Genomic DNA, 12,092 nt, shown 5'->3' with positions numbered 1-12,092 from the left:
AGCTGACAATGTAAAACCTTATCGCGCTTTCACGCTGCGGCCTTACTCAGCCTTTGGTGTCTCGCGCAGACGGATATGCAGCTCGCGCAGCGCCTTGGCATCCACCACACCCGGTGCTTGCGTCATGACATCGGCAGCACTTTGGGTTTTCGGGAAGGCAATCACTTCACGGATCGACTGGGCACCGGTCATCAGCATCACCAGACGGTCCAGGCCGAAGGCCAGGCCGCCATGGGGTGGCGCGCCGTATTTCAGGGCGTCGAGCAGGAAGCCGAACTTCTCTTGCTGCTCATCTTCGTTGATGCCCAGCAGGCGGAAGACCGATTGCTGCATTTCCTTGCGGTGGATACGGATCGAACCGCCACCCAGCTCGGTGCCGTTGAGCACCATGTCGTAGGCACGGGACAGAGCGCCAGCCGGGTTGGCTTCCAGCTCTTGCGGCGTGCACTTCGGCGCGGTGAACGGATGGTGCAGCGCGCTGAAGCTGCCGTCGTCGTTCTCTTCGAACATCGGGAAGTCGACCACCCACATCGGCGCCCACTGGCAGGTCAGCAGGTTCAGGTCGTTGCCGACCTTGATCCGCAGTGCACCCAGCGCTTCGCTGACGATCTTCGACTTGTCGGCACCGAAGAACACGATGTCGCCGTCAACCGCGCCAACACGATCCAGGATCACATTGAGGTTGGCTTCAGGGATGTTCTTGACGATTGGCGACTGCAGGCCTTCAACGCCCTTGGCGCGCTCGTTGACCTTGATGTACGCCAGGCCCTTGGCACCGTAGATGCCGACGAACTTGGTGTAGTCGTCGATCTGCTTGCGCGGCATGCTCGCAGCGCCAGGCACGCGCAGTGCGGCGATACGGCATTTCGGGTCGTTGGCCGGGCCGCTGAACACCTTGAAGTCGACATCTTTCAGTTGGTCTTCAACGTCAACCAGTTCCAGCGGGTTACGCAGGTCCGGCTTGTCGGAACCGTAACGGCGCATGGCTTCTTCGAAGGTCATGTGCGGGAATTCGCCGAACTCCAGGTTCAGCACTTCCTTGAACAGGTTGCGGATCATCTGCTCGGTGATGCCCATGATCTCTTTTTCATCGAGGAAACTGGTCTCGATGTCGATCTGAGTGAATTCCGGCTGGCGGTCGGCCCGCAGGTCTTCGTCACGGAAGCACTTGGCGATCTGGTAGTAACGGTCGAAGCCGGCGACCATCAGCAGTTGCTTGAACAGCTGTGGCGATTGCGGCAGGGCGAAGAAGGAACCGGCGTGGGTACGGCTCGGCACCAGGTAGTCGCGGGCGCCTTCCGGGGTAGCACGGGTCAGGATCGGCGTCTCGACGTCGAGGAAGCCGTTCTCGTCGAGGAAGCGACGGATGCTGGTGGTCATGCGCGAACGCAGGCGCAGCTTCTCGGCCATTTCCGGGCGACGCAGGTCCAGGAAGCGATAACGCAGGCGGGTTTCTTCGCCAACGTCAGAGAACTCGTTCAGCGGGAACGGCGGGGTTTCCGACTCGTTCAGCACTTCCAGTTCGTAACCCAGCACTTCGATCATGCCCGACGCCATGTTGGCGTTGGTGGCACCGGCCGGACGCAGGCGAACCTTGCCGGTGATCTTCACGACGTACTCGCTGCGCACGCGATCGGCGGCGGCGAAGCTCTCGGCGCGGTCCGGATCGAACACCACCTGGGCCAGACCATCACGATCACGGATATCGAGGAAGATCACCCCGCCGTGGTCGCGGCGACGGTGAACCCATCCGCAAAGGGTGATTTCCTGACCTTCCAGGGTCTCGTTCAGTTGGCCGCAATAGTGGCTGCGCATCATGATAGTGGTTTCGCTTCTCGTAATTCGAAATTCGGTGGAGGCCCGCCTCATCACCGTACAGCTAAGTCAGGTGACGGATAATGCAGGAGCCTGCGCGTAGAGTTCAACTCAGTCTGCTTTGTCGCCGCCGGCCAGATTCTTCTTCGAACCGGTCTTGAAGTCGGTCTCGTACCAACCGTTGCCACTCAGGCGAAAGCCCGGCATGGACAACATCTTCTTGAGCTCCGGTGCCTGGCAGGCAGGGCAATCGACCAGCGGCGCTGCGCTGATCTTTTGAATGGCTTCCAACTGATGACCACAGGAAGCGCATTGATAGTCGTACATGGGCATGGAGATGTCTCGGCGATCAGATCATTACTGCGCCACGCCCTGCCCTGGCTCTATCCTGTGGGAAAGTCCCGGCATGCGCAGCAAAGCCCGGGATTATATCTGGTAAATCGAGGCTGTGCAGCCGTAGCGGCGCGCTGCTCTTTATATAGATGACTGCAGCAGACTTCTGCCGGGCGCCCGACCCGGGGCAATCCCGGGACGGGCGCCCGGCACAAGGTTCATGCAGGGTCCGGCTGGACACTGGGCGCGACAAGCCGCCCTTTCAATACATGCACCACGCAAACTACCCTGACCAGACCGCTGAAGTTCTTTACACCGCCATAACGCAAGTGCACTTCCCGGTCTACGTAAGACAGCAGCGCACTGACCGAACACGTATTGATCCTGGCGATCTCCGCGAGGATATTCCAATACACCTCTTCGAGCCGCAAACACGTCGAAAAACCATTAAGCCGAACCGATCGGGACAATGGCCTGGCCAAGTTCATATCGAACCCCTTGGCAAAGGGATCTACCTTTATCTTGTGCAATCCGCACGTTTCCATAACTCCATTACCTGCTCCGCGTGACATACACTTGACACTCCATTGCCTGACGGCCACTCATGTTCTCGTTGGCCGTTGAGCTATAAAACATCAAGACGACAAGTGCAGCCAGAAGACAGGGAGCCGATCACCGTAGGACAAGCCAACGCGCATATCAGGAAGCTCGCGGAATCGCGGAAATCGCCGGGAAGCAGGCATGCGAGGGGCGTCAGCTCGACGCCCGCCCGCCACCGGTGTTATTTGTTTTCGAGCAGGGAACGCAACATCCATGCGGTCTTTTCATGCACTTGCATACGCTGGGTCAGCAAGTCCGCCGTCGGTTCATCACTGACTTTATCCAACAACGGGAAGATACCCCGGGCTGTGCGAGTCACCGCTTCCTGGCCTTCGACCAGTTGCTTGATCATGTCTTCAGCGCTTGGCACACCCTCTTCTTCCTTGATCGAAGAAAGTCGCGCATACACCGAGTAGGCACCCGGTGCGGGAAAGCCCAGGGCACGAATACGCTCTGCGATTGAATCCACCGCCAGCGCCAGTTCGTTGTACTGCTCTTCAAACATCAAGTGCAGTGTACGAAACATGGGCCCCGTTACGTTCCAATGGAAGTTGTGGGTCTTCAGGTAAAGTACATAGGTATCGGAAAGCAGTCGCGAAAGTCCATCAACGATTGATTTACGGTCTTCTTCACTGATACCAATATCGATTGCCATGTGTTTCCCCTTCAATTGATAAAAATTCATTGATCAGGTGCAGGACCACTCTAGCAAGAGTGCCGGCCGTGCGCAGCCTGGCTGACCCTTTCGAGGTGCGGCAAATCGCCCCTTGCAGAGCGGGCTTGCCCGACAGGCAAGGCTTCAACAGCTACCGGAAAAATTACCCAGCACCTGCGAAAAAGCCTGCACCTGTCTAGGACAAGTGTTTGACGCAGAAATGCCGTGCCCCTTGTAACAGCCTGAAATGCTTGATTTGAGTAGGCACAGGCTTTGCTGTTAAATAGGCAGCGTGTCGCCGCCGATATTTTTCGCGGCAAGCGGCATAGGCTGATACCCGTGCACGTGCCCAACGCCTCCCATTGTTCAGAAGCGAACCGTGCCCGTCAGCTCTTCCTTGTGATCCGTCTTAACGTGAGTTAATCAAAATGTTGAAAATCGTCCACCTGCTAACGGGCGCTGCAGCTTTGCTGCTGTCCTTTATCCCCAGCCTGCGATCAGAGACCCTGCCTTACCTGCAGCAACCTGACGCTCTCTACCTGACCTTCTTTGGTCTTCTTAACCTGACACTGGCTCCAGTCATTCCATACTGGAACAAAGGCCCGCGTCATCAACTGCAAAACCTGGTCAGCGCCCTGCTGGTCCTCGCTGTTGTCGTGCAAACCCTCACCCTGCTGGCGCCTATGCCTGAAGTGGGTGGCCACCCGGCCGTCCTGCTCAGCCTGGCAATAGCACTGGTCGCCATCGTTCTTCATCTGGCCATCAGTTTTTACCGCTCCTCCCCGGCCGCTGCGTCGCAAAGCTACGACATGACCAACCGGGATACCGGGACCGTCAAGTGGTTCAACACCTCCAAGGGCTTCGGCTTTATTTCCCGGGATTCGGGCGACGATATCTTCGTCCACTTCCGGGCGATTCGCGGCGAAGGCCATCGCGTACTGGTGGAAGGCCAGCGCGTGGAGTTCTCCGTCATGAACCGTGACAAGGGGCTGCAAGCTGAAGATGTGATCGCCGCATTGCCGCGTCGCTGATTCCAGCACCCCGAAAAAAAGAAACCGCGATGCAGCCTGGCTGCATCGCGGTTTTTTTATGCCCGGGGGTTCAACCCCTGCCTTATTAATAATGAGGCGGCGGCGCCTCTTCCTCGGACGACTCGAACTGGCCGCCCATTTCTTCCTGGCGCTTGAGCAACGCAGTCATCTGCAACTGCAGGCGTTCCACGGCACGCTGCTGGGTGACCAGGATGTCATTCAGGGTCTCGATGGTGTCGTCCTGAAAGGCCAGGCGGCTTTCCAGGTCGGTCACGCGGGCTTGAAGATCCATGGCTCAAGCCTCCAGGAACGTGAAGTCGGCCGGCAGGATCTCGCGCAGGCGCGCACGAATTGCCACCACTTGCTCGTCACTGTAGGGCCTCGCCGGGTGCTTGCCCCAGACCGGCGCAGGCCAGGCCGCGTCGTCGCGCTTGCGTACGATCACATGCACGTGCAGTTGGCTGACCACATTACCCAAGGCACCGATATTCATTTTGTCGGCGCCGAACCCTTCGTTCAGCCACTGTGCCAGTGCCGTGCTTTCCTGCCACACCCGCTGCTGGTCGGCGACATCCAGTTGAAACACTTCGCTGATACCGTCAATGCGCGGCACCAGGATGAACCAGGGGTAATTCGAGTCATTGGAAAGCAGCAGCCGACACAGGGGGAAATCCCCGATAGGCAAGGTGTCTTGTTGAAGACGTGGATCTAAGGCGAACACAGCAGTCACTCCCGTTCGGCGGGTCAGGTTTCAGGCGCCCAGCATACCTGCGAATGCCGGTCGCTTCACGGCGAATGCGCGTGGCCGAATACGCGCCCAAACAGGACGCCACGAAAAAAAGCGCACCATTTCGAGACAGTCCAATATTTCAGCTACGCTAAATGACCAATGTATCCAATTCTGGTCAAAGTCGGGACGCGGAACATGCTTCAAGACCTTGAGCCAGACGGCTTTCAACAGGCGAAGGCTGAACGGGAGCAGAAACGCAGTCAGTGAAGCACTGCACCAAAATGACCCATTTGTGCTTCAAAGGGATCCGCCAACTACCCACCGAACGGGGTGAACCGGTAACGTTTTGCTCTGGTACAGGTTTTATGCGCCACCGAACCGGAGTACGGCAGGCGCGTCAAGGCCAAACCAAACGGCGTAAAAAGCCCGTGCTTATGCGGTTTTTACAGGCCGTTGACACTTTTCACGAAAAAATCACATTCGGTTACGGGTTTGTGCACGCTTGTTGCATTCACACCCATATCGTCGACAACGGCACCGGCGGGAAGCAGGTGTTTCGCGACGGAAAATAACAGCGGTTCAATGCCTGACAGGGATGAGTTGAAACTTTCAGGGGTGACTTTTCCACCCCGCTTCCAAGGTTTTAAAACAGCATTGAAGTTGTCAGTCCGGTTACAAGTGGACTGTGAATTTGCGACATGGAGCTAGCAATTTACGACAGGCCCGTAAAGAAGCTGAAAGGATAGATGTGCAAGTATCGTCAATAATGTCTGCGTGATATAACTTTGCGCCGACACAAAAAAGAAAGAGCCGCCCAGACAAAAATATAGGTGGGACGGCAGTACTCTTCCTAAAACCAAAGGAGCAAATCACGATGCGCGTGATGAAGTGGAGCATGATCGCCCTGGCTGTTTCAGCAGGCACCTCGCAGTTCGCAATGGCGTCCTCCCAGGACGATTCCAAGGGCTTTGTTGAAGACAGCACTTTCAGCATCAACACTCGCCTCCTGAACTTTAGCCGCGACTTCCGTAACAATGACACCGGCAAGAGCCGCGTCGACGAAACCGGTCTGGGCTTCAACGGCCTGTACCAGTCGGGCTTCACCCAAGGCACCATCGGTGTGGGTGTCGACGTCATCGGTCTGTTGGGCGTCAAACTGGACAGCGGCAAGGGTCGTTCCGGCACTGGCCTGTTTCCAACTGGCTCCGACGGTCGCGCTCAGGATGATTACTCCAAGGGCGGCGGCGCAGTTAAGTTCCGTATCTCCGATACGGTCCTGAAAATCGGCGACCAGTACACCACCGCGCCTGTATTCGCTTCCGATGACAGCCGTCTGCTGCCTGAATTGCCACAGGGTATCTCGCTGACCAGCAACGAGATCAAAGGCCTGAAACTTGAAGGCGGTCACTTCACTTCGAGCGTGGCACAAGCCCAGACCTACCGCGACAGCCTGGGCCTGACAAAAACCGACTTCATCGGTGGTGTCTACGCCCTGACTCCAGAAGTCAGCGCCAGCCTCTACTACGCGAAGACCGAAGACTACTGGAAAAAAACCTACGCCAACCTGAACTGGACCCATGCGCTCAGCAATGAGCAGTCCCTGGCGGTCGACTTCAACATCTACAGCACCAAAAGTGATGGCGCTGGCCTGCAACGGGCTGAGAAAGACGGCACCACCAAACTGGACAACCGTGCCTACAGCTTGCAAGGCGCGTACACCATCCAGGCTCACACCTTTACCCTGGCCTACCAGAAGGTCAGCGGTGACGGTGACTACGGCTACGGCGTAGACGGCGGCGGCACGATCTTCCTTGCCAACTCCATCGCTCGTTCCGACTTCAACGCTGAAGACGAGAAGTCGTTCCAGGCTCGCTACGACCTGAACATGGCGACTTTCGGCGTACCAGGCCTGAGCTTCATGACTCGCTACGTCAAAGGTACCGGCGCCAACACCGCCGACACCTCGAACGGCAAAGAATGGGAACGTGACATCGAAGCCAAGTACGTGATCCAGAGCGGCCCGGCAAAAGACCTGAGCCTGCGCGTGCGTCAAGCCACTTATCGCTCCAGCGATGGTGTGTACTACGGTTCGGCGTCCATCGACGAACTGCGTCTGATCGCGCAATACCCGCTGAACATCTTGTAATTGGCAGTTTGATTACAACGATGACTTAGGGTTTCGGCCCTAACTAAAAAGCCGCTCACTTGTTCGCAAGTGAGCGGCTTTTTTATTGCAACTTAATCTCAACAACCGGATAACTAGCAAGCTAACTATCTAGTTTAATCCTGCGTAACAAACCTGACACATCGGCCAGGTTTAATCATCCAGTCACACTATTACTTCCCAGCACTTTCCTGCATGACGCGAATAACCCGTTGTGGAAACGGAATATCAATCCCCGCCGCTTTCAAACGGTCACGTGCCAGTTCATTGAACATGAACATCACATCCCAGTAATCCGAAGTCTTGGTCCAGACTCGCAGGGATACCGTGATCGAACTGTCGCCCAAGGTCGAAACTACCGCTGCCGGCGCAGGATCAGCCAATACACGTGGATCCTTGGCCAGTTCCAGCAGCACTTCACGTGCTTTCTGCAGGTCGGCTTCATAGTCGACACCCACGTCAAACACCACCTTGCGGGTCGGCTGACGGTTGGTGTTGGTGATGAGGCCGTTGGACAGGCTGCCGTTCGGGATGATCACCGTCTTGTTGTCGCCGGTGCGCAACACGGTGTGGAAGATCTGGATGCTGTCGACGGTACCGGAAGTGCCCTGGGCTTCGATCCAGTCACCAATGCGGAACGGACGGAACAACAGAATCAGCACGCCGCCGGCGAAGTTCGCCAGGCTGCCTTGCAATGCCAGGCCGATGGCCAGGGTGGCGGCGCCGATCGCGGCAACGAACGAGGTGGTTGCGACGCCGATCATCGAGGCCACGTTGACCACCAGCATGACCTTGAGCGCAATGTTCGCAAGGCTGGTAATGAAGTGTTGCAGCGCCAGGTCAGCATTACGCAATGCCAGCAAACGCCCTACCCGGTGGGTCAAGACGTTGATCAGCCACCAACCGATGGCCAGGGTGACCACTGCCAGCAAAAATCGGCTGCCGTATTCCATGATCATCGGTAACCACGACTCCGAGGTCTTGATCAAGTGATCCACTTCAGCGTTCAAGTCCATCTACATTCTCCTGTTTGCCGGATGTGCGGCCTTATCAATCCCCACATAACAAATGAGCCCCGAAGGGCTCAATCGTTTCTGCAGGTTCTGGGCGTGGGACGTCAAAAACGTCCACAGGTTCCCGAGGGGTCCACTCAGTCGCGGAAGTTATTGAACTGCAGCGGCATGTCGAAGGTCTTGGCGCGCAGGGCAGCAATGGCCTCCTGCAAATCGTCACGCTTCTTGCCGGTGATACGCACCTGCTCGCCCTGGATGGCGGCCTGGACCTTGAGCTTGGCGTCCTTGACGTGAGCGACGATTTTCTTCGCCAGCTCCTTGTCGATGCCTTCCTTGAGCACGGCTTCCTGCTTCATCAGCTTGCCGGACGCATAGGCATCCTTGATTTCAAGGCACTGTGCATCGATCTTGCGCTTGACCAGAGACAGCTTGAGGATCTCAATCATCGCTTCCAGCTGGAAGTCGGCTTCCGCGGTCAGGTTGACGGTCAGCTCCTTTTCCTTGAACTCGAAGCTGCCCTTGCCCTTCAAGTCATAGCGGCGATCCAGCTCCTTGACGGCGTTCTCGACGGCGTTGGTGACTTCATGTTTGTCCAGTTCGGATACCACGTCGAACGACGGCATGTAATTTCTCCAATAAAAAAGGGGCGCGGCTCAGTAGAGATGGAGCACGCCCGGGCTAAAATGCCCGGGCATTATAGCGGTTCTTTCGCCTCGTTCACTGCGGGCAGCCTTACGGAGTAAAAACTGATGTCGACCACCTGGCACGTCCTCGGCGCCGGCAGCCTCGGAACATTGTGGGCCGCCCGCCTGGCCCGCGCCGGGCTGCCCGTGCGCCTGATCCTGCGGGATCACAGGCGGTTGGCGAGCTATCAGACGGCCAATGGCCTGACCCTGGTCGAGCAAGGCGTGGCTCACACCTACCCGGTCGTCGGCGAAACCTCCGACAGCCCTGGGCCAATTCATCGCCTGCTGGTGGCATGCAAGGCCTACGACGCCCAGGAAGCCGTCGCACAGCTGGAACATCGACTGGTGCCGGACGCCGAACTGATCCTGTTGCAAAACGGGCTGGGCAGCCAGGACGCAGTCGCCGCCCAACTGCCCCAGGCACGCTGCATCTTCGCCTCCAGCACCGAAGGCGCGTTTCGCGAGAGTGACTGGCGAGTAGTGTTTGCCGGCCATGGCTACACCTGGCTGGGAGATGCTCGGCACCCTACTCCGCCGCTGTGGCTGGATGACCTGCAAGCCGCCGGCATTCCCCATGAGTGGAGCACCGACATCCTCACCCGCCTGTGGCGCAAACTGGCCCTGAACTGCGCCATCAACCCGCTGACCGTGCTTTACCAATGTCGCAATGGCGAGCTGCAAGCCCATCAGTGCGAAGTGGCCACCCTGTGCGCCGAACTCGCCGACCTGCTGGAATGCTGCGGCCAACCCGCTGCCGCAGAGGATTTGCACAGCGAAGTGGAACGGGTAATCCAGGCCACGGCGGCCAATTACTCCTCGATGTACCAGGACGTGGCCAGTGCCCGACGCACCGAAATCAGCTATTTGCTGGGCTACGCCTGCCAGGCGGCCGCCCGCCACCAACTGAACTTGCCGCACCTGCAACAACTCCAGGCGCGCCTGGTACGGCAACTGTCTGCACGCGGATTGCCCAGCGACTGAAGCACGCGCTACCCTGCCTGCTTGTTCCTTTGCAGCGAAAACCTTGATGCCACTGCGCCAGCGTCTCGAAAATCTACCGGTTGGGCAGAAACTGCTGGCGGCCCTGCTGGTTTTGTTGACCACCGTCTTGCTGGTGGCCAACCTGACCTTTATCAGCGCCGCCTACTGGATCTCCCAGGAAAGCATGGCGCCCCAGGCCTTGCAGGCCATCGGTCGGCTGGTGTCCAACCCGTCGCTCGCCGCCGAGTCACTGGACTCACCGCTCAAGGCGCAAACCCTGCTGGATGAACTGACCAGCTACTCGCCATTGCGGGCCGCGGCCTTATACGACGGAGACGGCACGCGCCTGGCCCAGCTGCAACATGCCAATCGCCTGCACCTGCCAGATAATTTCCGGGACATTGAAACCTGGCGTACCACCGAATTTCGCAGCAACCAGGTGATCACCCTGCCCCGTGCCGGCAAACCGTCCGGGCACTTGCTGTTGGTGGCCAGCAGCGAACTGCCGGTGGCTTTCTATACCGGGACCTTCACTGCCAGCCTGGGTATCCTGATCTTCAGCGTGCTGCTGTGGCTCGTGATCGCCCGGCAGATCAAGCGCCTGATTACCCGGCCGATCCATGAATTGGAAGAATTGTCGCGCCAGGTCACTCGGGAAGAGAACTACGCCCTGCGCGCCGGTCGCGGCAATCATGATGAAATCGGCAGCCTCGCCGAAGCTTTCAACACCATGCTTTCGCGCATTGAAGCCCGTGAGCAGCAACTCAAGCGCGCGCGAGACGATTCCCAGGCCGCCTACGATCAAGCCCAGGGCCTGGCGGAAGAAACCCGCCACACCAACCGCAAGCTGGAACTGGAAGTGCAGGTGCGCAGCAAGATCGAGAAAAAGCTCACCGGCTTCCAGAACTACCTCAACAGCATCATCGACTCGATGCCCTCGGCGCTGATCGCCCTCGACGAACAACTCTACGTCACCCAGTGGAACCAGGAAGCCAGCGCACTTTCCGGGACCCGCCTGGACGAAGCGCTGAACCAGCCGATCTTCCTCGCCTTCCAGCCGCTCAAGCCGTTCCTGCCGCAGATCAAGGCCACGGTAGAGCAACACACCGTAGAGCGGATCGAGCGCGTTACCTGGGTCAAGGATGACGAACCCAAGCACTACGCCCTGACCTTCTACCCGTTGATGGGCGGTGCCGGACGCGGCGTGGTGATCCGGATCGACGACATCACCCAGCGCCTGTCCCTGGAAGAAATGATGGTGCAGTCAGAGAAAATGCTCTCGGTCGGTGGCCTGGCCGCCGGCATGGCGCACGAAATCAACAACCCGCTGGGAGCGATCCTGCATAACGTGCAGAACATTCGCCGCCGGTTGTCCAACGAACTGCCGAAAAACCTCGAGCACGCCGAACAGGCGGGCATCGACCTGGACTCGGTCAACCGCTACCTGCAAAGCCGCGAAGTGCCGCAGTTGCTCGACGGCATCCAGCAGGCTGGCGCCCGGGCGGCGAAAATCGTCACCCACATGCTCAGCTTCAGCCGCCGCAGCAACCGGCAGATGGCGCCGTGCGACTTGCCGGCCTTGATCGACCAGGCCGTGGAAATTGCCGGCAACGACTTCGACCTCACCGTCGGCTTCGACTTCAAGGGCCAGGCGATCATCCGCCAGTTCGACCCGCAACTGGGCCCGGTCCCCGGCACCGCCAACGAACTGGAGCAAGTACTGCTCAACCTGCTGAAAAACGCCGCCCAGGCGATTCACCAGCGCGAAGACGGCAGCGAGCCCGGCCGGATCATCCTGCGCACCCGGCTCAACCCGCCGTGGGCAGAAATCCAGGTGGAAGACAACGGCATCGGCATGAGCGAGAACGTGCGCAAACGCACGTTTGAGCCATTCTTCACCACCAAGGAAATCGGCCAGGGCACCGGGCTTGGGTTGTCGGTTTCGTATTTCATCATCACCAACAATCACAAGGGGCAGATGGAAGTGCATTCGACCCTTGGCCAGGGTACCTGCTTCACCTTGCGCCTGCCCCTGGCGGGCAGCCAATTGCCACCCAACGAACTCACTCAACTGGAGCGCTAAC

12 protein-coding genes are annotated in these 12,092 nt (G+C 58.4%); 4 read left to right on the top strand and 8 right to left on the bottom strand.

What is annotated here, in order from left to right; genetic code table 11:
• Positions 1 to 42: 42 nt before the first annotated feature.
• The 4 genes from aspS to HX811_RS10805 form a co-directional block, all read right to left on the bottom strand.
• A complete protein-coding gene (gene aspS, locus HX811_RS10820) occupies positions 43 to 1,818 on the bottom strand; it encodes an aspartate--tRNA ligase (protein WP_003209808.1) in 1,776 nt (591 codons plus the stop codon).
• Between the two features lie 108 nt (positions 1,819 to 1,926).
• Entirely contained in the window at positions 1,927 to 2,148 is a 222-nt protein-coding gene (locus HX811_RS10815; protein ID WP_003209804.1) for an FmdB family zinc ribbon protein, read from the bottom strand.
• Between the two features lie 218 nt (positions 2,149 to 2,366).
• Positions 2,367 to 2,720 carry a ribbon-helix-helix domain-containing protein gene (locus tag HX811_RS10810; RefSeq protein ID WP_043225921.1) on the bottom strand — a complete coding sequence of 118 codons (354 nt, stop codon included), beginning with the start codon at positions 2,718 to 2,720 and terminating at the stop codon, positions 2,367 to 2,369.
• Between the two features lie 209 nt (positions 2,721 to 2,929).
• On the bottom strand, positions 2,930 to 3,403 hold the full coding sequence (locus HX811_RS10805; protein ID WP_003209800.1) for a Dps family protein: 474 nt from the start codon (positions 3,401 to 3,403) through the stop codon (positions 2,930 to 2,932).
• Positions 3,404 to 3,831: 428 nt separating this feature from the next.
• On the opposite strand from HX811_RS10805, the gene HX811_RS32125 reads away from it, so the two are divergent.
• Positions 3,832 to 4,434 (top strand): cold-shock protein, encoded by a 603-nt coding sequence (locus HX811_RS32125; protein ID WP_003209798.1) that lies wholly within the window; start codon positions 3,832 to 3,834, stop codon positions 4,432 to 4,434.
• Positions 4,435 to 4,519: 85 nt separating this feature from the next.
• Here HX811_RS32125 and HX811_RS10795 read toward each other — a convergent pair whose 3' ends face one another.
• Positions 4,520 to 4,726, bottom strand: coding sequence for a SlyX family protein (locus tag HX811_RS10795; protein ID WP_003209796.1), 207 nt, complete (start codon positions 4,724 to 4,726; stop codon positions 4,520 to 4,522).
• 3 nt (positions 4,727 to 4,729) lie between these two features.
• A complete protein-coding gene (locus tag HX811_RS10790) occupies positions 4,730 to 5,155 on the bottom strand; it encodes an HIT domain-containing protein (protein ID WP_177019304.1) in 426 nt (141 codons plus the stop codon).
• A gap of 883 nt (positions 5,156 to 6,038) precedes the next feature.
• Here HX811_RS10790 and HX811_RS10785 point away from each other — a divergent pair.
• Positions 6,039 to 7,310, top strand: coding sequence for an OprD family porin (locus HX811_RS10785; protein WP_003209790.1), 1,272 nt, complete (start codon positions 6,039 to 6,041; stop codon positions 7,308 to 7,310).
• 191 nt (positions 7,311 to 7,501) lie between these two features.
• Here the strand turns inward: HX811_RS10785 and HX811_RS10780 are convergent, their stop codons facing one another.
• Together HX811_RS10780 and HX811_RS10775 are read right to left on the bottom strand one after the other, a co-directional pair.
• The gene (locus tag HX811_RS10780) at positions 7,502 to 8,344 is read right to left on the bottom strand and encodes a mechanosensitive ion channel family protein (RefSeq protein WP_003209787.1); all 843 of its coding nucleotides are present in this window, start codon (positions 8,342 to 8,344) and stop codon (positions 7,502 to 7,504) included.
• Positions 8,345 to 8,478: 134 nt separating this feature from the next.
• On the bottom strand, positions 8,479 to 8,964 hold the full coding sequence (locus HX811_RS10775; RefSeq protein ID WP_003209785.1) for a YajQ family cyclic di-GMP-binding protein: 486 nt from the start codon (positions 8,962 to 8,964) through the stop codon (positions 8,479 to 8,481).
• 126 nt (positions 8,965 to 9,090) lie between these two features.
• On the opposite strand from HX811_RS10775, the gene HX811_RS10770 reads away from it, so the two are divergent.
• A complete protein-coding gene (locus tag HX811_RS10770) occupies positions 9,091 to 10,008 on the top strand; it encodes a putative 2-dehydropantoate 2-reductase (protein WP_177045887.1) in 918 nt (305 codons plus the stop codon).
• A 46-nt stretch (positions 10,009 to 10,054) separates the two neighbouring features.
• Positions 10,055 to 12,091: an ATP-binding protein gene (locus HX811_RS10765; protein ID WP_003209782.1), complete on the top strand. Its 2,037-nt coding sequence runs from the start codon at positions 10,055 to 10,057 to the stop codon at positions 12,089 to 12,091.
• Position 12,092: the final 1 nt, after the last annotated feature.

This window comes from Pseudomonas sp. F8002 (genome assembly GCF_013385495.1).
Taxonomy (GTDB): domain Bacteria; phylum Pseudomonadota; class Gammaproteobacteria; order Pseudomonadales; family Pseudomonadaceae; genus Aquipseudomonas.
Note: the sequence above shows the minus strand (reverse complement) of the source record. Positions and strands in the feature narration are given on the sequence as shown.

Bases quoted from the DNA above. Each gene is read 5' to 3' on its own strand.
- aspS (WP_003209808.1), bottom strand. From the start codon at position 1,818: ATGATGCGCAGCCACTATTGCGGCCAACTGAACGAGACCCTGGAAGGT.
- HX811_RS10815 (WP_003209804.1), bottom strand. From the start codon at position 2,148: ATGCCCATGTACGACTATCAATGCGCTTCCTGTGGTCATCAGTTGGAA.
- HX811_RS10810 (WP_043225921.1), bottom strand. From the start codon at position 2,720: ATGTCACGCGGAGCAGGTAATGGAGTTATGGAAACGTGCGGATTGCAC.
- HX811_RS10805 (WP_003209800.1), bottom strand. From the start codon at position 3,403: ATGGCAATCGATATTGGTATCAGTGAAGAAGACCGTAAATCAATCGTT.
- HX811_RS32125 (WP_003209798.1), top strand. From the start codon at position 3,832: ATGTTGAAAATCGTCCACCTGCTAACGGGCGCTGCAGCTTTGCTGCTG.
- HX811_RS10795 (WP_003209796.1), bottom strand. From the start codon at position 4,726: ATGGATCTTCAAGCCCGCGTGACCGACCTGGAAAGCCGCCTGGCCTTT.
- HX811_RS10785 (WP_003209790.1), top strand. From the start codon at position 6,039: ATGCGCGTGATGAAGTGGAGCATGATCGCCCTGGCTGTTTCAGCAGGC.
- HX811_RS10780 (WP_003209787.1), bottom strand. From the start codon at position 8,344: ATGGACTTGAACGCTGAAGTGGATCACTTGATCAAGACCTCGGAGTCG.
- HX811_RS10775 (WP_003209785.1), bottom strand. From the start codon at position 8,964: ATGCCGTCGTTCGACGTGGTATCCGAACTGGACAAACATGAAGTCACC.
- HX811_RS10770 (WP_177045887.1), top strand. From the start codon at position 9,091: ATGTCGACCACCTGGCACGTCCTCGGCGCCGGCAGCCTCGGAACATTG.
- HX811_RS10765 (WP_003209782.1), top strand. From the start codon at position 10,055: ATGCCACTGCGCCAGCGTCTCGAAAATCTACCGGTTGGGCAGAAACTG.